This is a genomic window from Streptomyces sp. NPDC053069 (genome assembly GCF_044546895.1).
In the GTDB taxonomy this organism is placed as follows: Bacteria; Actinomycetota; Actinomycetes; order Streptomycetales; family Streptomycetaceae; genus Streptomyces.
In genome coordinates, this window is sequence record NZ_JBITZN010000013.1 from 83,041 (window position 1) to 103,479 (window position 20,439).

General features: G+C 72.5%; 16 protein-coding genes. 10 read left to right on the forward strand and 6 right to left on the reverse strand.

Annotated features, from left to right (window positions below; genetic code table 11):
- Window positions 1-59: 59 nt before the first annotated feature.
- Entirely contained in the window at window positions 60-1,805 is a 1,746-nt protein-coding gene (treZ, locus tag ACIGXP_RS27810) for a malto-oligosyltrehalose trehalohydrolase (protein ID WP_399772751.1), read from the reverse strand.
- 191 nt (window positions 1,806-1,996) lie between these two features.
- Between treZ and ACIGXP_RS27815 the strand changes: the two genes are divergently transcribed.
- Window positions 1,997-2,548, forward strand: a complete 552-nt coding sequence (locus tag ACIGXP_RS27815) for a DUF1707 and FHA domain-containing protein (protein ID WP_363219129.1) — start codon at window positions 1,997-1,999, stop codon at window positions 2,546-2,548.
- A 108-nt stretch (window positions 2,549-2,656) separates the two neighbouring features.
- Window positions 2,657-3,082 (forward strand): subtilase-type protease inhibitor, encoded by a 426-nt coding sequence (locus ACIGXP_RS27820; RefSeq protein ID WP_363219130.1) that lies wholly within the window; start codon window positions 2,657-2,659, stop codon window positions 3,080-3,082.
- Window positions 3,083-3,134: 52 nt separating this feature from the next.
- On the opposite strand, the gene ACIGXP_RS27825 is transcribed toward ACIGXP_RS27820, so the two are convergent.
- Complete coding sequence (locus ACIGXP_RS27825; protein WP_399772753.1) at window positions 3,135-4,385, reverse strand: M14 family zinc carboxypeptidase; 1,251 nt, start codon at window positions 4,383-4,385, stop codon at window positions 3,135-3,137.
- A 138-nt stretch (window positions 4,386-4,523) separates the two neighbouring features.
- Entirely contained in the window at window positions 4,524-5,957 is a 1,434-nt protein-coding gene (lpdA, locus tag ACIGXP_RS27830) for a dihydrolipoyl dehydrogenase (RefSeq protein WP_399772755.1), read from the reverse strand.
- 88 nt (window positions 5,958-6,045) lie between these two features.
- On the opposite strand from lpdA, the gene ACIGXP_RS27835 reads away from it, so the two are divergent.
- A complete protein-coding gene (locus tag ACIGXP_RS27835) occupies window positions 6,046-6,987 on the forward strand; it encodes a LysR family transcriptional regulator (protein ID WP_399772758.1) in 942 nt (313 codons plus the stop codon).
- Between the two features lie 6 nt (window positions 6,988-6,993).
- Here the strand turns inward: ACIGXP_RS27835 and treY are convergent, their stop codons facing one another.
- Together treY and glgX are read right to left on the reverse strand one after the other, a co-directional pair.
- Window positions 6,994-9,369: a malto-oligosyltrehalose synthase gene (treY, locus tag ACIGXP_RS27840; RefSeq protein WP_399772761.1), complete on the reverse strand. Its 2,376-nt coding sequence runs from the start codon at window positions 9,367-9,369 to the stop codon at window positions 6,994-6,996.
- Between the two features lie 116 nt (window positions 9,370-9,485).
- Complete coding sequence (gene glgX, locus ACIGXP_RS27845; protein ID WP_399772763.1) at window positions 9,486-11,597, reverse strand: glycogen debranching protein GlgX; 2,112 nt, start codon at window positions 11,595-11,597, stop codon at window positions 9,486-9,488.
- Between the two features lie 195 nt (window positions 11,598-11,792).
- Between glgX and ACIGXP_RS27850 the strand changes: the two genes are divergently transcribed.
- From ACIGXP_RS27850 to ACIGXP_RS27865, 4 genes are all read left to right on the forward strand, one after another.
- Window positions 11,793-12,596, forward strand: a complete 804-nt coding sequence (locus tag ACIGXP_RS27850; protein ID WP_399772766.1) for a Tat pathway signal sequence domain protein — start codon at window positions 11,793-11,795, stop codon at window positions 12,594-12,596.
- Between the two features lie 74 nt (window positions 12,597-12,670).
- Window positions 12,671-13,984, forward strand: a complete 1,314-nt coding sequence (locus ACIGXP_RS27855) for a copper amine oxidase (RefSeq protein WP_399772768.1) — start codon at window positions 12,671-12,673, stop codon at window positions 13,982-13,984.
- Between the two features lie 124 nt (window positions 13,985-14,108).
- Window positions 14,109-15,347 carry an SAV2148 family HEPN domain-containing protein gene (locus ACIGXP_RS27860; protein ID WP_399773064.1) on the forward strand — a complete coding sequence of 413 codons (1,239 nt, stop codon included), beginning with the start codon at window positions 14,109-14,111 and terminating at the stop codon, window positions 15,345-15,347.
- 102 nt (window positions 15,348-15,449) lie between these two features.
- Window positions 15,450-16,175 carry a 3'-5' exonuclease gene (locus tag ACIGXP_RS27865; RefSeq protein WP_363220239.1) on the forward strand — a complete coding sequence of 242 codons (726 nt, stop codon included), beginning with the start codon at window positions 15,450-15,452 and terminating at the stop codon, window positions 16,173-16,175.
- A 140-nt stretch (window positions 16,176-16,315) separates the two neighbouring features.
- Here the strand turns inward: ACIGXP_RS27865 and ACIGXP_RS27870 are convergent, their stop codons facing one another.
- The gene (locus ACIGXP_RS27870; protein WP_399772770.1) at window positions 16,316-17,179 is read right to left on the reverse strand and encodes a phosphotransferase enzyme family protein; all 864 of its coding nucleotides are present in this window, start codon (window positions 17,177-17,179) and stop codon (window positions 16,316-16,318) included.
- Between the two features lie 116 nt (window positions 17,180-17,295).
- Here ACIGXP_RS27870 and ACIGXP_RS27875 point away from each other — a divergent pair, with 116 nt between their 5' ends.
- From ACIGXP_RS27875 to ACIGXP_RS27885, 3 genes are read left to right on the forward strand one after another with little or no spacing between them, the layout of a single operon-like run.
- Window positions 17,296-18,246: a carbohydrate ABC transporter permease gene (locus ACIGXP_RS27875; protein ID WP_399772772.1), complete on the forward strand. Its 951-nt coding sequence runs from the start codon at window positions 17,296-17,298 to the stop codon at window positions 18,244-18,246.
- Complete coding sequence (locus ACIGXP_RS27880; protein ID WP_399772775.1) at window positions 18,243-19,076, forward strand: carbohydrate ABC transporter permease; 834 nt, start codon at window positions 18,243-18,245, stop codon at window positions 19,074-19,076. The genes ACIGXP_RS27875 and ACIGXP_RS27880 overlap by 4 nt, the downstream gene beginning before the upstream one ends.
- 11 nt (window positions 19,077-19,087) lie before the next feature.
- A complete protein-coding gene (locus ACIGXP_RS27885; RefSeq protein ID WP_399772777.1) occupies window positions 19,088-20,392 on the forward strand; it encodes an ABC transporter substrate-binding protein in 1,305 nt (434 codons plus the stop codon).
- Window positions 20,393-20,439 lie beyond the last annotated feature (47 nt).

Here is a 20,439-nt window from a genome sequence, read left to right on the forward strand (position 1 = left end):
ACCGGTCACGACGCAGCCGCAGCCGCGCACGGCCGCACGCCACCCGGCGGGCCGGCTTCTCACGGCTGCGACAGCACCACGCACGACTCCCCGGGGAGCTGGAGCAGGCCGTCCGGTCCGGGAAGCCGCACCGGCTCCCAGGCCGCCAGGACCACCGTGGGGCGGGTGCCCAGGGGGATGGCCGCCGGTTCCTTGCCGAGGTTCACCGCCACGCGGACGTCACCGCGCCGGAAGGCCAGCCAGCGGGCCCGCTCGTCGTACGCCACCTTCGTGTCGGCCAGGTCGGGGTCGGTGAGGTCGGGCTGGTCGCGACGCAGCGCGATCAGCTGCCGGTACCAGGCGAGCACGCGTGCGTGGGGCTCGCGTTCCGGCTCCGACCAGTCGAGACAGGACCGCTCCAGGGTCGCCGGGTCCTGCGGATCCGGTACGTCCTCCTCGGCCCAGCCGTGCGCCGCGAACTCCCGCCGCCGGCCCCGCCGTACCGCCTCGGCCAGCTCCGGATCGGTGTGGTCGGTGAAGAACTGCCAGGGCGTGCCCGCCGCCCACTCCTCGCCCATGAACAGCATCGGAGTGAACGGCGAGGTCAGTGTCAGCGTCGCCGCACAGGCCAGCAGGCCGGGGCACAGGCGGGCGGACAGGCGGTCGCCCTGGGCGCGGTTGCCGACCTGGTCATGGGTCTGGCTGTAGCCGAGCAGCCGGTGCCCCGCCACCCGCGCACGATCCAGCGGGCGGCCGTGGTGCCGGCCCCGGAACGACGAGTACGTGCCGTCGTGGAAGTAGCCGCCGGTGAGCGTCTTGGCGAGCGCGGCGAACGGAGCCCGGGCGAAGTCGGCGTAGTAGCCCTGGGACTCGCCGGTCAGCGCGGTGTGCAGGGCGTGGTGGAAGTCGTCGTTCCACTGCGCGTGCAGCCCGAGTCCGTGCTCGGCGCGCGGGGTGATGAGCCGCGGGTCGTTCAGGTCCGACTCGGCGATCAGGAACAGCGGCCGGCCCAGCTCCTCGGCGAGGCCGTCCACGGCCGCCGACAGCTCCTCCAGGAAGTGGCACGCGCGCGTGTCGTACAGTGCGTGCACCGCGTCCAGGCGCAGCCCGTCGATACGGTAGTCCCGCAGCCACGCCAGTGCGCTGCCGACGAGGAACGCGCGCACCTCGTCCGAACCGGGCGCGTCCAGGTTCACCGCCGAGCCCCACGGTGTGTGGTGCGTGTCGGTGAAGTACGGTCCGAAGGCGGGCAGATGGTTGCCCGACGGGCCCAAGTGGTTGTGCACGACGTCCAGGACGACACCGAGACCGAGTCCGTGCGCCCGGTCAATGAAGCGTTTCAGCGCCTCGGGACCGCCGTACGGCTCGTGCACCGCCCACAGCGACACTCCCTCGTAACCCCAGCCGTGCCGCCCCGGGAACGGACACAGCGGCATCAACTCGACGTGGGAGACGCCCAGTTCCACCAGGTGCTCCAGCCGGTCGGCCGCCGCGTCCAGGGTGCCCTCGGGGGTGTACGTGCCCACGTGCAGCTCGTACAGCACGGCACTCGCCGGCCCGCGCCCCGCCCACCGTGCACGCCAGGCGTAGCGCCCGTGGTCCACGACCGCGCTCAGCCCGTCGGGGCCGTCCGGCTGGCGGCGCGAGCGCGGATCGGGGCGCACGGGACCGTCGTCCAGCGCGAACCCGTACCGGGCTCCGTCCCCGGCCTCCGCCTCCCCCGTCCACCAGCCGGCGCGGCCGGGATCGCGCGTCAACGCGCGCGTGCCGCCCTCGCAATGGAGCGTCACTCGTTCTGCCTGCGGTGCCCACACCTCGAACTGCACGGACGGTTCCCCTTCGTCTGTGATGTCTCGCCTGATCACCGTGATGTCCCGCGTCCCCATCGTGCCCGCCCGGACGATCGATCCGCTTTCGAATCCGCCCTTTCCGGGTGGGTGTCGCGGAAGTGCGCGCGGACCGGCTCCGATTCCCCGTTTTCTGGACACCCGGGGTTCGCTGTCCGACAATCACCTGCGTGACGTCGTCCTTCGAGTTCTCCACCTACCCCGCGCGGCTCTCCGACGAGGAGCGCGACAAGGCGCTGCGGGTGCTGCGTGACGGCGTCGCCCTGGGCCGGCTCTCGCACGACACGTTCGTACGCCGCATGGAGCTGGCGCTGGCCGCGCGCCGAGCCGACGAACTGGCCGCCCTCGTCGCCGACCTGCCCCGCGAGAACCGTTTCTCCCGTGCGGTCCTCGGCACCGTCGAGGCCGTCTCCGGGTTCACCGTACGGCTGCGCCGCGCCTGGCAGGCCGAGCGGCTGCCCAAGCTGCTGCTGCCGCACCCCACGCACGCCCACCCGCTGCGCATCGGCCGTGATCCGGCGTGCGGACTGCGCCTGAACCACGAGACCGTCTCCCGCGTGCACGCCGAACTCAGCCACCAGGGGGGCCTGTGGGTCCTCAGGGACCTCGGCTCCACCAACGGCACCACCGTCAACGGCCGCCGGGTGATCGGCTCGGTCGCCGTCCGCGAGGGAGACCAGGTGGCCTTCGGCCGGACGGCGTTCAGGCTCGCCACGAGCTGAGCGGCGACGGCCGGCCGTGCGCGACCCGGCGCACGCTCACGCGCGCGTGCCCTCCCAATCGGGTGAGCCGGACTGCGGAACGCGCGCCGGCGTGCCGATGCAAGGGGCATGACGTACATCACCAGAGTCACAGCGACGGCCGGCGCCCTGCTGGCGGCCGCCGGTCTGCTCGCCGCGGCCCCGGCCCAGGCGGCACCCCGCAGCACGTTCCCCCTCAGCGACAACTGGCTCTATCTCACCGTCGTCCGCGGTGAGAACGTCCAGTCCGGCGACAAGCACGGCACACTGCTGCTGTGCGACCCGCTGCCCCTGGGGTACGCGCGCGCCGCCGAGGCCTGTGCCGAACTCGCCTCAGTCGAGGGGGACATCGCCCGCATCCCGAAGAAGAAGGTCTTCTGCCCGATGATCTTCGCGCCGGTGACCGTCCACGCGCACGGGCAGTGGAACGGACGTCCGATCGACTACCAGGAGACCTACTCCAGCAAGTGCGTCATGGAGGCACGGACGGGAGCGGTGTTCGCCGTGGACCACTGAGCCGGACCGGCGGGAGACGCGACACCGGCGGCGCGGGGCGGCGCGGGCGGCCTCACAGCACCCGCTCACGGGCCTGCTGTGCCGCCACGAGCACTGTCCGGGACTGGTGCTCCACCTGGTGCTCCAAGGGCACCCAGCGGGCCCTGAAGCGCGCCGCGAAAGCATCGCACCAGGCGGTGACGAGCTGTTCCAGCCGTGGTGCCGCCCGGTCGTCCGTCTCCCGCAGCACCCGCAGCAGCATCGCCGCCGCGCGCAGCGGCAGCCGCCGCCCGAAGGCGTCCACACTGCCGATGTACGCCATCGTCGTACCGGCCGGCGGGGTGTGGATCCAGTCCTCGGCCAGGCCGGGGATCAGCTCCAGCGCCCAGCGCGCCGCCCGCAGCAGTGGGCCGTCCACACCGTCGAGGCGGGGCAGCGCGTCGCCGAGCACGCGCTCCACCTCCTGCGAGTCCCGCAGCAGCCGCTGGGCCAGGCGCCGCATCGCCGCCGCCGGAGCCGGGTGCGGCGCCGGATCGTCCACCAGGTCGCTCGCCCACATCGGTACCTCCACCACGGCGGTCAGACCGCCGTACCGGTGCGCGTGGTACCAGGTGCTGTGCCGTGCGTCGTCGGGCATGCTCGGGTAGGCGGCGCCCGTGTCCGGACCGGGCATGACATGCACCCCGGGGCCGGAGGCCGGCCAGCCGGCGGCGTCCGAGGCGCCCGTCTCCACCGGGATGTGCAGTTGCGCCGCCGACTTGGCGAACGGCTCGGCGAGCCCCGGAACGTCCCTGGTCAGCTGCACCCAGCTGCCGCCGAGGTCGGTGCCGTGCAGGGTCACCTGGAGGTAGGGCCGCAGCTCGTCGATCACCCCGGTCAGCGCCCGGGTCTCGGGGGGCAGCCGGTCCGGCGGCAGCACGGACGGCGACCACTCCGGCTGCTCGGCGCCCGTCGGCCGGTAGAAGCCGAGGTGGTAGTCGAGCAGGCTGCGCGGCGCCGGTGTCACATGCAGGCTCGCACCGTCCGGATCCGCGCACAGCAGGAAGTGCCAGGACGTGTCCGCCCGCAGCTCCCGCTCGGCCAGCACTCTTTCGGCAAGCACCCGCAGGGTGGAGCCCCCGGTCGGTTCATTGGCGTGGGCACCGGCGACCACCAGAACCGTCCGCCGGGCATGCCCCACCGACAGCAGGTGCAGGGGTCTTCCCGCGCGCGAGACGCCGACCTGCCTGAGCGAGCACAGCCCGGGTTCCTGAGCGGCCAACGCCTGTGCGGAGGCGATCAGTTCGGGAACGCTGGGATAGCGCAGCTCCGGCAGAAGACTCACCCCCGACTTGTTCCGCCCGGCTTCGCCCTCCAAGTCCCGCACGCGGCGGGTCAACTGTCAAGCATGCGGCGGGGGAGGCTACCGGGGGCGCCCGGACTCGGGCGCGGGGGCACGGCGCGGGCGCTGCGTGCCGGGCGCTCACTGCTGGTGCAGGCCGCGCCCCGCGAGCGTCAGGAACACCTCGCCCACCGCCTCCGACAGCGTCGGGTGCGCGTGCACGTGCCGGGCCACGTCCGCGGGCTCGGCGTCCCAGCCGACGATCAGCTGGCTCTCGGCGATCATCTCCGACACGCTCGGGCCGACCAGGTGCACGCCGAGCACCTGCCCGCCGCCGGCCTCGGTGACGACCTTCACCATGCCGCCCCGGCCGTGCACCATGCCCTTGGCCACGGCGGTCAGCGGCATCGTGTTCACCTCGACCTCGCGCCCACGCGCGCGTGCCTCCGTCTCGCTCAGCCCCACCGCGGCGGTCTGCGGCGAGGAGTACGTCACCCGGGGCACGGCCGCGTAGTCGATCGGGGCCGGCCGGAGCCCGGCCAGGGTCTCGGCGACCAGCAGGGCCTCCGCGAACGAGGCGTGCGCGAGGCCGAGCGAGGGCGGCGGCAGCAGGTCCCCGACGACATGGACGCCCGGTACGGCCGTCTCCAGCCGGTTCCAGTCGGCCGGTACGACGAACCCCCGCTCGTCCGTCGTCAGGCCGGCCGCGTCCAGACCCAGACCCTCGGTGACCGGCGCCCGGCCGACGGCCACCAGCAGCCGCTCCGCCTCCACCGTGCGCGTCTCGCCCCGCGCGGTGCGCACGCGCGCGCGTACGCCGTCGTCCAGCACCTCCGCGTCCAGCAGCCGGGCGCCCGGCTGCACATCGATCCCGCGCTTCTTCAGGCCGCGCGTCAGATGCCGGCTCACATCGGCGTCCTCCAGCGGCACGATCCGCTCCGCGGCCTCCACGAGAGTGACCTCCGCGCCCATGGACCGGTGGAAGGAGGCGTACTCCACGCCGATCGCGCCCCCGCCCAGCACCAGGACGGACGCCGGCAGCCCCGGCGCGAACAGGGCGTCGTCACTGGTCACCACGCGCCGTCCGTCCGGCACGAGCCCCGGGATGGTGCGCGGGCGCGAGCCTGTCGCGAGCACGATGCCACGGCGCGCGGAGAAGTCGTGCACGCCCGGCGCGGACTCCCTGCGCGCGCTCTCCACACGCACGGTGCGCGGACCCGTCAATCGTGCGCTGCCGCGCACCACCCGCACGCCGGCGTGCGCCAGATGCGCCTCGACCCCCTTGTGGTTGCGCGCCACGATGTCGTCCCGTGTGGCCACCAGCGCCGCCCAGTCGACCGAGTCCAGCGTGGCCCTCACACCCCACCGCTCACGCGCCTCGGCGATGCCGTCGACCAGTTCGGCGGCGTACAGCATCGCCTTGCTCGGTATGCAGCCCCGGTGCAGACAGGTTCCGCCGACCTTGTCGCGTTCGGCGAGGACGACGTCCAGCCCGAGGGCGGCGGCGCGCAGGGCGGTGGCGTACCCGCCCGTTCCGCCGCCGATGACGATGACATCCGGTGTGTTGACGATCATGGCATCCACCCTCCGTCCACCCCTTGCCATGAGTCCAAGGCAATGTTGTTGTGGATGTCATGCAGGATCTTCATGAAAGGCGGGGGAGTTGAGCCTGCGGCAGATGGAGTACTTCGTCACGGTCGTCCAGGAGGCGTCCTTCACCCGCGCGGCGGAGGCCCTGCACGTCACACAGCCCGCGCTCTCGCACCAGATCAAGGCCCTGGAGAAATCGGTCGGCGGCGCCCTGCTGGAGCGCATGGCCCGCGGCGTGCGCCTCACCCCCATGGGACGGGCCTTCCTGCCGCACGCCGAACTCGCCGTCCGCAGCGCCGCGCAGGCCCGCCGCGCGGCGCGTGCCACCGCCGGCGCCGAGGGCGGCGAACTCCACATCGCCACGCTGCACTCCCTCGCCGTGGGCGTCCTGCCCGACGTCTTCGCCCGCTGGCGCACGGTCCGCCCCCGGGTCCTGCTGCGCCTGCACGAGTACGCCACCGCCGAGGCGCTCGAGGAGGCCGTGCAGCGCGGCACCGCCGACCTGGCGTTCGGGCCGGAGCCCGCCGACCCGCCCGGCACCGTCGTACCGGTCGGCGAGGAGGAACTCGTCCTGGTGGTCCCGTTCGACGACCGGCTCGCGGGCCGTACGACGGTGACCCTGCCGGAACTCAGCGACCGCGCGTGGATCCGCTGCGCGATGGAACCCGTGGTGCACGGCGCGCGCTTCCTCGACTGGGCGTGCGGGCGGGCCGGGTTCGCGCCGCGGACCGCCGTGTGGACCGAGCACACCTCGACAGCCGTGCGGATGGCCGCAGCCGGCGTCGGGGTGTGCGTCGCGCCCGCCCACGTCGTGCGCGGTGCCGTCGGTGAGGACTGCACGGTCCTCAGCCCGGACCCGGCCTGGAAGCGCCCCCTGGCGGTCTACGCGCGCGTGCCGCCCACCGGGGCCGCCGAGGCCTTCGTGGACCTCCTGCGCACCACCTGGGCCGTCCTCGGAGACCTCCCGGAACGGCCGTACGAGGAGTGCCGACCGCCCGCCGAGCCGGTCCGCTGAGCCGTCTCACCCCTCCGCGACCCGCTCCAGCAGGACCACCGGCAGCCGGTCGAAAAGGTCCGCCACGCGCGCGTGCCCCGTGAACTCCCGCCCCTCGGTCAGCACGTCCGCCCACCGTCCGGGAGGCAGCGTCAGCCGGGTGTCCCGCCAGCCGCCCGTCTCGGCGAGCCGCAGCGACAGCCGGGTGACCGCCGTGACCGCCTCGCCCGAGCGTGCGAACGCCACACAGTGCTCGGCCGCCGGGCCCTCGGCGGACAGCGGTTCGTACGACGCGGCCCTGCCGAAGGCGTCCGGACGCCGGGCGCGCAGCCGCAGGGCCGCCGCCGTCAGCGCGTCCTTCTCGCCGGGCGTCTCGGGCGGGAACGGCACCGCACGCCGGTTGTCCGGGTCCACCAGCGCCCGGTACTCGCCCTCCGTGCCCTGGTAGACGTCCGGCACCCCCGGCATCGTCAGATGGACCAGGGCGGTGCCGAGCACATTGGCCCGGACGTGCGGCTCCAGCGCCTTGCGGAACGCGGCCACGCGCTCCCCGGGCGCCCCGCACGGCCCGGCGGCGACGAACGCGGCCACCGCCTCCTCGTACGGCGGCTCCTGCTCCGTCCAGCTGGTGTACATGCCCGCCTCGCGCACATGCTTCAGCAGTGCCTGCTGCACCCGCTCCTCCTCGGCGGTGCCCAGCCCGAACACCGTCTGCCAGGCCGCCCAGGCGAGCTGCCCGTCCGGTACGCCCACGCCCTCCCCGGGCTGGTTCACCTCGGCCAGCAGCTCCGCCCACCGGCCGGGGCACTCGGTGAGCACGGCCAGCGCGGCACGCACGTCGGCACTGCGCTTGGTGTCGTGCGTGGAGACCACCGTGCCGGTGGCCGGCCAGTCGTGCTGCACGCGCGCGCAGTGGGCGTGGAAGTCCTCGGGGGACACACCCGGCCGGCCCGGATCGCCGCCCACCTCGGTCGCCGACAGCAGCGGCACGTAGCGGTAGAACGCCGTGTCCTCCACCGACTTGGCCCGCAGCGCCGACGCGGTCTGCGCGAACCGGGTACGGAACTCCACCCGGTCGGCGTGGTCCGGCGCCGACGGGTCACCGGGCGGCTCGACGAGCAGCCGGCGCACGATCCCGACGGCCTCCGCCTCCTCGGGCACCACGAAGGCCAGCCGCGCCTCCTCGGCGGCCTCCTCGGTGACGACGGCGGCCGCGTCACCGGAGGCGTACGGCCGGTACACCCGCATCCGGACCAGCAGCTCCTCCACGGCCGTGCGCAGCGCCCAGGGAGCCCGGTCGCGCAGCGCGAGGTCGGGCGAGGAGGCGCACAGCCGGGTGGCGACCCGGGTGAGCCGGTCGGTCTCGGCGGCCAGCTCGTGCGTGAGCACCTTGTAGGCCGCCCGCCGTACCGTCGCCTCCCAGTTGCCGCCCCGGTCCGTCTGCGGGGCCGCGAAGGCCCGGTAGCGGCCCAGCAGTTCGTACGCCCCCGTCTGGTCGGTGAACAGTCCGTCGACCTGGCGCAGGGCGTCGTAGCCGGTGGTGCCCGCGACGGGCCAGGACGCCGGCAGCCGCTCGCCGTCGGCGAGGATCTTCTCCACCACCGTCCAGCGCCCGCCACTGGCCTCGTGCAGCCGCGCGAGGTAGCCGTCGGGATCGGCGAGCCCGTCGGGATGGTCGACGCGCAACCCGTCGATCACGCCCTCGTCGAGCAGCTGGAGGATCTTGGCGTGGGTGGCGTCGAACACCTCCGGATCCTCCACGCGCAGCCCGATCAGCTCAGAGATGCTGAAGAACCGCCGGTAGTTCAGCTCGGTGCGGGCCAGCCGCCACCACACCGGGCGGTACCACTGGGCGTCCAGCAGCTCCGGCAGCGGCAGCTCCCCGGTGCCCGCACGCAGCGGGAAGGCATGCTCGTGGTAGCGCAGCACGTCGCCGTCGACGACCAGGTGCTCCAGCTGGGAGCCGACCGGACCGCCGAGCACCGGCAGCAGCACCCGGCCGTCCTGCGCCTGCCAGTCGATGTCGAACCAGCGCGCGTACGGCGAGCCGGGGCCCTCGCGCAGCACCTCCCACAGGGCGTGGTTGTGGCGGGGGGCCATGGCCATGTGGTTCGGCACGATGTCCACCACCAGGCCGAGCCCGTGCTCCCGCGCGGTCCGCGCCAGCGACCGCAGGCCCTCCTCGCCGCCCAGTTCGCCGCGCACACGCGCGTGGTCCACCACGTCATAGCCGTGCGGGGATCCGGGCACGGCCTCCAGCACGGGGGACAGGTGCAGGTGCGAGACGCCGAGCGACGCCAGGTAGGGTACGGCCGCCGCGGCGGCGGCGAACGGGAACGAGGGCTGGAGCTGCAGCCGGTAGGTGGCCGTGGGCACCTCCGGTCCGGGGCGCGCAGAAGTCATGAAAACGTACGTACCCAGCCTGTCGGCTTTCGTGTCACCGGCCCCTGCACTCACCCACACGCGTGTACCGGACGAGCAGCCCCGCCGGGGGCTGCTGCCCGGGCCCGTCCGGTCCGCTACGCCGGCCGCTGCAGCACCGTCAGGCTGTGGTCGGGCAAGGTGATCCGGTCGCCCGCCCCGACCTTCGCACCGGACCCCGGCGGCACCCCGTCCGGCTGGGCGGTGTCGACGACCACCTGCCACTGCCGGCCGTGGTCGACCGGTACCAGAAAGTCCAGCGGCGCCGGGGAGGCGTTGAACATCAGCAGGAACGAGTCGTCGGTGATGCGTTCCCCGCGCGGACCCGGCTCGGAGATCGCGTTGCCGTTCAGGAACACCGTCAGCGCGGACGCCCGCGCCGAGTCCCAGTCCCGCTGGGTCATCTCGGCGCCCTCCGGGGTGAACCAGGCGATGTCGGACAGCTCGCCGTGGGTGCCCTCCACCGGGCGGCCGTGGAAGAAGCGGCGCCGGCGCAGGACCGGGTGGTCCCGGCGCAGCCACACCATCGCACGGACGAACTCCAGCAGGTCGCCCTCCGAGGACTCCGGCCACTGCACCCAGGAGATCTCGTTGTCCTGGCAGTAGGCGTTGTTGTTGCCGCGCTGGGTGCGGGCGAACTCGTCGCCGTGACTGATCATCGGCACGCCCTGGGACAGCATCAGCGTCGCGAGGAAGTTCCGCATCTGCCGGGCGCGCAGCCGGAGCACCTCCGGGTCGTCCGTCTCGCCCTCCACCCCGCAGTTCCAGGACCGGTTGTGGCTCTCGCCGTCCCGGTTGTCCTCGCCGTTGGCCGCGTTGTGCTTGTCGTTGTACGCGACGAGGTCGTGCAGCGTGAAGCCGTCGTGGCAGGTGACGAAGTTGATCGAAGCCAGCGGGCGGCGGCCGTCGTCCTGGTAGAGGTCCGAGGAGCCGGTCAGCCGGGAGGCGAACTCCGCGAGGGCCCGCGGCTCGCCCCGCCACAGGTCCCGTACCGTGTCCCGGTACTTGCCGTTCCACTCGGTCCACAGCGGCGGGAAGTTGCCCACCTGGTAGCCGCCCTCGCCCACGTCCCACGGCTCGGCGATCAGCTTCACCTGGGAGACCACCGGGTCCTGCTGCACCAGGTCGAAGAACGACGACAGCCGGTCCACCTCGTGGAACTGCCGGGCGAGCGTGGCCGCGAGGTCGAAGCGGAAGCCGTCGACGTGCATCTCGGTGACCCAGTACCGCAGCGAGTCCATGATCAGCTGGAGCACGTGCGGGGACCGCATGAGCAGCGAGTTTCCGGTGCCCGTGGTGTCCATGTAGTAGCGGCGGTCGTCCGTCAGCCGGTAGTACGACGGGTTGTCGATGCCCTTGAAGGACAGTGTCGGACCCAGGTGGTTGCCCTCGGCGGTGTGGTTGTAGACGACGTCCAGGATGACCTCGATGCCGGCCTCGTGCAGCGCCCGGACCGCCGACTTGAACTCCAGCACCTGCTGGCCGCGGTCGCCCCAGGAGGCGTACGCGTTGTGCGGGGCGAAGAAGCCGATGGTGTTGTAGCCCCAGTAGTTGCTCAGACCCAGGTCGACCAGCCGGTGGTCGTTCACGAACTGGTGTACGGGCATCAGTTCGAGCGCCGTCACCCCCAGCTTGGTCAGGTGGTCGATGACCGCCGGATGCGCGAGCGCCGCGTACGTGCCCCGCAGCTCCTCCGGAAGCCCCGGGTGACGCATGGTCAGGCCCTTCACATGGGCCTCGTAGATCACCGTGTGGTGGTACTCGGTGCGCGGCGGCCGGTCGTCGCCCCAGTCGAAGTAGGGGTTGATCACCACGGAGGCCATGGTGTGCGGCGCCGAGTCGAGGTCGTTGCGGCTGTCCGGCGCGCCGAAGTGGTAGCCGTACACCTCCTCGCCCCAGCGGATCGCGCCGCTGACCGCCTTCGCGTACGGGTCGAGCAGCAGCTTCGCGGAGTTGCAGCGCAGCCCGCGCCCGGGATCGTACGGGCCGTGCACCCGGAACCCGTACCGTTGCCCCGGCATCACGCCCGGCACGTACGCGTGCCGCACGAACGCGTCGCTCTCGCGCAGTTCCACCGCCGTCTCCGAGCCGTCGTCGTGCAGCAGACACAGCTCTACTCGGTCCGCGGCCTCCGTGAAGACCGCGAAGTTGGTTCCGGCGCCGTCATAGGTGGCGCCGAGCGGATACGCCTCTCCAGGCCAGACCTGCATGGATACGACTCTCCCAGGTGTGCCGCCGCCCTGGGGCCGCGTTGGCCCCCGAGTCTCCCGAAAGTGACGGAACCTCCCGTGTCTTGCGTCCCTCTTACCCACCGACCAGCGCACACGACGGCGCTCGTACCCGCCGTGTGCCGAACCAGTGGGGCAACAGGTACCCCCGTGGGACCGCGGGGAGCAGGGGGCCATGTGCGTGAGACAGTGCACCGCCATCTGGGAAAGTTAGTGGCAGGAGTGGCCGTCGCGACGGTGGGGACCGCCGCGGCCGTCGCGATCGCCCTGCCGGGCACGGCGGGGGCGGACGCGTCGGGAGGGGCTCGCGGCGGCGGTACGCAGGACGGTCAGGGCCCGGACGGGGTCCGGCCCGCCGTCGTGGAACAGGCGCCGGCCGAGGGCGGCAAGGGCACCGGCCGCGACCCGCTGACCGATGACGAGGTCCGGCGGGCCGAGCGGATCGCCCTGACCGGGCAGCTGCTGCACACGGGCGAGAACGCCGCGGGTGGCCGCGGGCCGCAGCGCCTGAGCGCCGACCTCGCCGAACCCGAGCCCGGCGAGGCCGACGACCCCGGCGCGCCGCGCCGGGCCGACATCACCTTCTACGACTACCGCAACGACACGCTCGTGACCAAGACCGTCGACCTGGACACCGGCAAGGTCGAGCGGACCGGCACCCAGCGTGGCGTCCAGCCGCCGCCGAGCCGGGCCGAGAACGCCGAGGCGGCCCGGCTCCTGATCGCCGCCCCGCTCGGCGCGGGCCTGAAGGCCGACTACAAGGACGCCACCGGCAGGGACCTCACCTCCCCGGACCAGCTGCTGCTCAGCGGCGGCATCTACCGGGCGGTTCCGGGCGCCCAGCCAGCGGCCCTCGACCCGTGCGGCGTACACCGGTGCGTCCGGCTGTTCACCAAGGTCAGGAACGGGCCCTGGATCGACACCAGGTCCTTGGTGATCGATCTGAGCGCGCGCAAGGTCACCGCCCTCGACCACGGCTGACCGCCCCTTTCCCGGCATCTCCCTGCATCTCCTGCAGGGAGCCATCGCATCTCCTGCAAGGGAGTCATCCCGTCATGCCCGAGTACGGATTCCGTCGTGCGCGCAGGGCCGCGGCCGTCGGACTGGCCGTGGCCGCGCTGACCGCCGGCGCCACGACCGCCGCCGGACCGGCCGCCGCCCGGCCGGGGCCGGCCGCCGCCGCGCCCGCCGCCGACTGCAGCGCCGCCCACCGCCTCGAACAGAAGCTCTCCACCGGCACGACGTGGCGCATGTGCTGGCACTACGACAGCAAGGCCGGCCTCGTCCTGGAGAAGATCAGCTACCAGCCCAGGGGCGAACCGAAGCCGATCAGGGTGCTGAACAGCGCCAGACTCGGCCAGATCCATGTCCCCTACGACGACGGACAGCACGAGTACAGCGACCTGACGGACGAGGACTTCGCCCAGGCGCTGATGAACCTGTCGCCCGCCGAGTGCCCCGGCGGCACCATCAAGACCGTCAAGGTCCCCGACGCGATCGACCCGGAGCACCCGGACGTCAACGGCTTGTGCACGACCACCCGTTCCCGCGGTCACGCCTACCGCCTGCACGACACCGGCACGGACAAGGTCCACCAGGCCCAGGGCAAGGACTTCCTGGTCTACACCGTCAACCAGGTCGGCTGGTACGAGTACATCACCGAGTGGCGCTTCCAGGACGACGGCACGATCGCCATGAACGTCGGTGCGACCGGCAGCCTGTCCTGGGAGGACTACGACGCCGGCGACGGGCGCGGCTGGCCCGTCGGCAAGGGCGCCAAGGCCTACGCCACCAGCCACAGCCACAACGTCTTCTGGCGTCTGGACTTCGGCCTCGACGGCTCGTCCAAGACCAGGGTCGAGCAGTACGACTCGGCCGTCAGCCCCCGCACCGCCGGACAGCGCGGCCCGACCACGAAGACCACCCGCACGGAGGTCACCCGGGAACTCGCCGGTGACCTGAAGGACTACCGCTGGTGGCGGGTGGTCAGCGCGACGGGGAAGAACAAGGACGGGCACGCCCGTTCGTACGAGATCGTCCCCGGAGCCACCACCAAGTACCCCGGCCGCGGCTACACCCGGCACGACCTGTACGTCACCGAGTACAACCCCTGCGAGCTGTTCGCCAGCGACAATCCGGCGATCTGCGGCCGCGGACACCCCGCGGCGGTCGACAAGTGGATCGGCGGACAGACCCTGACCCACCCGGTGATCTGGATGAACGTCGGCTTCCACCACATCGCGCGCGACGAGGACCAGCAGCCCATGCCGGTGCACTGGCAGGGCTTCACCATCGCCCCGCGGGACGTCACGGCTATGAATCCGCTCACTCCCCGTGACCTGGCAGGGCAGAACGGCCATTGGCACTAGCGTAGTTGACGAAAGCGGTTGAGAAACCGACCTGTCCATCCGGCTGCACCGCCGTCCCCTCGCGGAGTACCCTTCCTTGATCGTTGAGACGGGAAAGGCCCGGGGGGCGGAAGGCGGTGCACGGGTGGGCTCGGGAGGGCTGGAGCTGCCCCCTGGTGACGAGGGTCACGAGGGGAACTCCGCAGACGTCCCGCCCGGCGCGGTGTCCCTGGCCCGCCCGATGGACGCGGGATCCATCGGGCCGGAGCTGGACTGGGACGCCGACGCCTGGCGCGAGGTGCGCACCCGCGCCCAGCGGGCCGGCCGGGCCTACATCTGGCTGAATCTCGTCGAACAACGCCTGCGCGCGGTCGTGGCCGCCGTGCTGCGGCCCATCTACGAACCCGTCCACGGGGACGACTGGGTGGTCGCCGCGGCCGGCCCGGCCGGACAGGAGTGGGTACAGCGCGCGGTCGCCGTGCGGGAGGTCAGCCGCCGCAAGGGCTATCTGCTCGACCCGGCCGACGACAACGTGCTCAGCTTCCTCACCCTGCCGCAGCTGCGCGAGCTGATGGTGCAGCACTGGCCGTGCTTCGAACCGTACTTCGACGAGCGCCGCGACCTCGAACTCGCCCTGGACGAGCTGGAGGTCACCCGCAACGTCGTCTCCCGCAACCGGGCCCTGTCCGAGGCGGTCCTGAACCAGGCCGAGCGCGCCTCGGCCCGGCTGCTGGAGATGCTCGGCGCGGGCGGTGACGTGCCCTCCGCACGCCGGCTGCCGGTGGACGCGGTCGAGGACCTGGTCGGCGACCGGTACGCGGATGTCGTGGCCGTCCACGCGGACCGGGTGCGGCTGATGCGCCAGTTCCCGGCCGAGGACCTCTTCGGCGGCGCCCGCCGCCTCGACGCGATCGGCATCGGCCTCAACCTGCTGGTGCAGAACTTCTCCGGCCGCCGTCTGCTCCGGCTCGCCGAGTCCGGCTGCCGGGTACGGCTGCTCTTCCTCAACCCGGCCTCCAGCTCGGTCAAGCGCCGCGAGCGCGAACTCGGGATGAAACGGGGCGAACTGAGCCGGTCCGTCGAGATGAACATCCTGCACATGCGCCGGGTCCGCTCCCGGCTGCACGACCCGGGCGCCTTCGAGATCCAGGTCTACGACGAGACACCGCGCTTCACCGCCTACCTGGTGGACGGCGACGGCGCCGACGGCATCGCCGTGGTGCAGTCCTATCTGCGCGGGGCGCGCGGGATGGAGTCGCCGGTACTGGTGCTGCGCAACGGCAGCAAGGTGGTCAAGTCGGATGACGTGGGCGAAGTGGGACTTTTCCCGACTTATCGCGAGGAGTTCGAGCTGGCTTGGATGGATTCGCGGCCGGTGTCCTGAACGGCCCGTGACGGCAAGCGGAACGCGATCCTCGGATTGTCAGTGCCGCGTGCGATGGTGGAGGCCACTGGGGGAAAGCACCACCAAGAAGGGGGGCCGCCCATGGGCTGGCACCGGGAGCTGCTGATCGGCTTCGACCTGGAGACGACCGGGACCGATCCGCGCGAGGCGCGCATCGTCACCGGCGCGGTGATCGAGGTCAGGGCCGGTGAGCCCGGGGGACGCAGGGAATGGCTGGCCGACCCGGGCGTGGAGATCCCGGCCGACGCGGTGGCGGTGCACGGCATCAGCAACGAGCGTGCGGCGGCCGAGGGCCACCCGGCCGACCGGGTGGCCGACTCCGTCGCCGACGTCCTGGTGGGGTACTGGAGGACGGGCGTCCCGGTCGTCGCCTACAACGCCGCGTTCGATCTCACCCTGCTCTCCGCGGAGCTGCGCCGCCACGCCCTGCCGTCCCTCTCCGACCGCCTGGGCGGCCTCGCCCCCGCCCCGGTCATCGACCCCTACACCATCGACCGCTGGGTCGACCGCTACCGCCGCGGCAAGCGAAACCTGGAAGCGGTGTGTGCCGAGTACGGCATATCCCTCGACGCGGCCCACACGGCCCCGGCCGACGCCCTCGCCGCAGCGCGGCTCGCGTCCGCGATAGCCGACCGCCACCCGAAGATCGCGTCCCTGAGTCCGGTCGAGCTCCACCAGCGGCAGATCGAGTGGTACGCGGAGTGGGCGGCGGACTTCCAGGCGTTCTTGCGCCGCAAGGGCGAGCCGGACGCGGTGATCGACGGCACATGGCCCCTCCGGGAGCTGACGGAAAGCCAGCCGGCGTAGGTCCTGCGGGCCGGCTTCGCCTGCGGGCCGGTGGGGGCTGGTCGCGCAGTTCCCCGCGCCCCTTCCGGGCGCTGCTCGGCTGCGGGCACGGCCCCGGTACCAACGCCGAGCACCTCAGAACACCGGGCCACGAGACGCCCTCAGAACGGATACCACCGCACCGTCTCGTCCCCGTCCCGCAACGACGCCACCCGCCGCCGGAACTCGGCCAACGCATTCGGACTGCTCGGTGCATGCTGCGCAACCCACGCACAGCTGGCGGTCTCCCGGGCGCCGCGCAGCACCGCACAGCCCTCCCACTCCCGCACATCCCACCCGTATCCGTCGACGAACGACTCGTACGCCTCGGCGGGCAGCCCGTACCGGTCGCGGGAGAGCGCCATGACCACCAGATCGTGCTCGCGCAGATCCGCGGAGAAGGTCTCCAGGTCCACCAGGACCGGCCCGTCCGGCCCGACGTGCACATTGCGCGGCAACGCGTCGCCGTGGATCGGCCCCGGCGGCAGATGCGGCGTCAGCGCCGCCGCGGCCGCCGCGAATCCGTCCCGGCGCGCACGCAGGTACGCCGCGTCCTCGCCGTCGATCGCGTCACCCGCCAGCCGCAGCCACCGCTCCACACCGCCCAGCAACTCGCGGGGCGGCAATGCGAAAGGAGGAGCAGGCAGTGCGTGCACCATCCGCAGCAGTCGCGCCAGATCGCCCGGCTCGGCGGGGCGTACCGCCTCGGGCAGCCGGTGCCACACGGTCACCGGATGGCCGTCGACCAGCCGTGGCTCCGGCTCGGCCGCCCGTACCGCCGGCACGCCCGCCTCGGCCAGCCAGCGGGCGATGTCCAGCTCACGCCGGGCCCGCTGCAGCAGCTCGGCGTCGCGGCCCACCTTCACCACCAGGTCACCGGCGGCGAACACCGCGTTCTCACCGAGGGCGAGGAGAGATGCGTGCCGGGCCGGGCCCGGCAGCACTCCCGCCGTGGCCAGTACGTCCCGTGCCCGTGCCTCGTCCATCGTGCCGCCTCCGTACCGTCCAGCTGTGGTGCGTGTGCCGTACCCGGCCAGTCTTGCATTCGTCCAGGTCGAACGGTGTGCGCGGTCCCTTGACGAGGTATCGGGCCTTTATCACCATGAACACGCCAATCGGAGCAGGCAAAGGGGCTGATTCCGTGACATCAGTGGCCGACGTGCGACGACCGGGCGGTCGCCGTGCAGCCGGACAGGGCATCTGGTTCCTCGTCCTGCCCGCCCTGATCCCGATCCTCCTGTTCAGCGTGGGGCCGCTGCTCTACGGCGTCCTGCTGGCGTTCACCGACGCCCAGTCCGGCCGCACCCAGGCCACCCGCTGGATCGGTGCCCTCAACTTCCAGGACCTGCTGCACGACACGCTCTTCTGGGAGTCGTTCCGCATCGGCCTGGTCTGGGCGGCGGGCGTCACCGTGCCCCAGTTCCTGCTGGCGCTCGGCCTCGCCCTGCTGCTCAACGAGGACTTACGGCTGCGATGGCTGGCCCGCGCGCTCGCCATCGTGCCGTGGGCGCTGCCCGAGGTCGTCGTCGGCATCATGTGGCGGCTCGTCTACAACCCGGACGCCGGCATCCTCAACGAGACCCTGCGCGACCTCGGCCTCGGCGACGGCCACGACTGGCTCGGCGGCCTGGCCACCGCCCTGCCCGCGGTGATCGTCGCCGGCGTCTGGGCCGGCCTGCCGCAGACCACGGTCGCCCTGCTCGCCGGAGTGCAGAACGTCCCGCGCGAACTGCACGAGGCCGCCGCGGTCGACGGCGCCGGGGCCTGGCGCCGCTTCCGCGCGGTCACCTGGCCCGCGCTCAGACCGGTGGCCCTCGCCATCACTGCGCTCAACCTCATCTGGAACCTCAACTCCTTCGCCCTGGTCTACGTCCTCACCAGCGGCGGCCCCGGCGGCAAGACCCGGCTGCCCTCGCTGTTCGCCTACGAAGAGGCCTTCCGCTACGGCCAGTTCGGCTACGCGGCGGCCATGGGCTGTGTGCTCGTCGCCGTCGTATCGATCCTGCTCGCGGTGTTCCTGGCCGGCCGGCTGCGCGGAGGTGCGCAGGCATGAGGACCCGCCGCACGGCACGTGCCGGACAGTACGCCGCCCTGCTCTGCTATCTGCTGTTCCTGGCCTTCCCGCTCCTGTGGCTGCTGTCCACCGCCCTGAAGTCCCCGCGCGAGCTCGGCAGTCTGCACCCGACGTGGATCCCGCGCCACCCCACCCCGGCAGGCCTCCGGCAGGCCTTCCGGGAACAGCCCCTCGCGCACGCCGCGCTCAACTCCCTGCTGGTGGCACTCGCGACCGCCGCCGTCGCCGTCCTGGTCGCCACACCCATGGCGTACGTCCTGGCCCGGCACCGCACCCGGCTCGCCCGGGCCGCCACCGGATGGGTGGTGATCAGCCAGGCGTTCCCCTTCGTGCTGGTGATCATTCCGCTGTTCCTGGTGCTGAAGCAGCTGCGCCTCGTGGACTCCCTGACCGGGCTGGTGGTGGTGTACGTCGTGTGGGCGCTGCCGTTCGCGCTGTGGATGCTCGTCGGCCATATGCGGGCGGTGCCCGCCGAGCTGGAGGAGGCGGCGGCCGTCGACGGCGCCGGGCGGCTGCGCACCCTCGTGTCGGTGACGGCGCCGCTGCTCGCGCCCGGCATCGCGGCGACGGGCCTGTTCGCGTTCGTCACCGCGTGGAACGAGTTCTTCTTCGCGCTGGTGCTGCTCAAGAGCCCCGCGAAACAGACCCTGCCGGTCGTCCTCACCCATTTCATCGGTGCGGAGGGCGTGGCCGATCTGGGCCCGCTGGCCGCCGCCGCGTTCCTGGCCACGCTTCCCTCCCTGGCCGTCTTCGCCCTGGTTCAGCGGCGGATCACGACGGGCCTGCTCGCCGGGGCGGTGAAGAGCTGATGAGGACCCTCATGACCCGCATCCCCCGCACGACCCGCATCCCCCGCATGTCGGTCGCGCTCCTCGGCGTCCTGCTGCTGCTCGCGGGCTGCTCGTCACCGGCCCACCACGACGGCGGCCCGATCACCCTGCGCTTCCAGTCCCTCGCCTGGCAGCAGGAGTCCGTCGCCGCCACCAAGGCCCTGGTGAAGGAGTGGAACAGGACCCACCCCGAGGTCAAGGTCGAGTACATCCAGGGGAGTTGGGACAGCGTCCACGACCAGCTGCTCACCTCCTTCGAGGGCGGCGAGGCACCGGACATCATCCACGACGCCTCCGACGACCTGGCCGACTTCGCCTACGGCGGCTACCTCGCCGACCTGACCGATCTGCTGCCGGCCGACCTCAAGTCCGGTATCCCTCCGGCGGCTTGGGACACGACCACCTTCGGACACGGCATCTACGGCGTGCCGTTCCTCCAGGAACCCCGGGTGCTGATCGCTGACGCCACCAGGCTGCGCTCGGCGAAGGTACGCATCCCGACTCCCGGACATCCCTGGAGCTGGGCGGAGTTCCGGCAGGTGACGAAGAGGCTCAGCGGGCCCGGCAGGTACGGCGTGGCCTGGCCGCTGAAGGAACCCGTCTCCGCCACGCTGAACCTCTCCCTGTCGGCGGGCGGCCGGCTCTTCCACCGGGGCGCGGACGGCAGAGTGACCGTGCGCTTCGGCTCCGGCGACGCGGTCGTACCCGGCACGGTCCGCGACCAGGTCGCCGTCGACCACAGTGCTCCCGCCTCGACGCTGGGCAGCGGCGGTTCGGACACCCTGCCCGGCTTCTTCGGCGGCCGGTACGCGATGGTACCGCTGGGCTTCTCCTACCGTCAGCAGATCGTGCAGCAGGCCCCGAAGGGCTTCCGCTGGGAGGTGCTGCCCGCTCCGGCGGGCGCTGCCGGGCTCACCCAGGGGGTCAGTCCGCAGACCCTGTCCGTCTCCGCGGACTGCCCGCACAAGAAGGAGGCCGCCGCGTTCCTCGGCTTCCTGCTGCGGCCGGGGAACATGGTCCGTCTCGCGCTCGGCGACTGGATGCTGCCCACCGGCACCCAGGCGCTGAAGGACCCCGCCCTGCACACCGCGGAGAACGGCTGGGCGACCGGCGCGGCCCTGGCGGAGCACCTGCGCCCGGCGCCCGCCCAGTCCGTGCGCGGCTATCCCGAGTGGAAGGACAAGGTGGCCACCCCGGCCTTCCAGGAGTACTACAGCGGCGCGATCGGCCTCACCGAGCTGCGCAGACGCCTCGTGCAGGACGGCAACCTGGTCCTGGCCCGCTATCAGCGCTGAGCGCGGACCACCGAGCGGAAATTGCATTGAACGAGACGTATCGTCTC

Coding starts and splice junctions, on each gene's coding strand:
- ACIGXP_RS27820 (WP_363219130.1), top strand. CDS start 2,657: ATGACGTACATCACCAGAGTCACAGCGACGGCCGGCGCCCTGCTGGCG.
- lpdA (WP_399772755.1), bottom strand. CDS start 5,957: ATGATCGTCAACACACCGGATGTCATCGTCATCGGCGGCGGAACGGGC.
- treY (WP_399772761.1), bottom strand. CDS start 9,369: ATGACTTCTGCGCGCCCCGGACCGGAGGTGCCCACGGCCACCTACCGG.
- glgX (WP_399772763.1), bottom strand. CDS start 11,597: ATGCAGGTCTGGCCTGGAGAGGCGTATCCGCTCGGCGCCACCTATGAC.
- ACIGXP_RS27855 (WP_399772768.1), top strand. CDS start 12,671: ATGCCCGAGTACGGATTCCGTCGTGCGCGCAGGGCCGCGGCCGTCGGA.
- ACIGXP_RS27865 (WP_363220239.1), top strand. CDS start 15,450: ATGGGCTGGCACCGGGAGCTGCTGATCGGCTTCGACCTGGAGACGACC.
- ACIGXP_RS27870 (WP_399772770.1), bottom strand. CDS start 17,179: ATGGACGAGGCACGGGCACGGGACGTACTGGCCACGGCGGGAGTGCTG.
- ACIGXP_RS27875 (WP_399772772.1), top strand. CDS start 17,296: ATGAACACGCCAATCGGAGCAGGCAAAGGGGCTGATTCCGTGACATCA.
- ACIGXP_RS27880 (WP_399772775.1), top strand. CDS start 18,243: ATGAGGACCCGCCGCACGGCACGTGCCGGACAGTACGCCGCCCTGCTC.
- ACIGXP_RS27885 (WP_399772777.1), top strand. CDS start 19,088: ATGACCCGCATCCCCCGCACGACCCGCATCCCCCGCATGTCGGTCGCG.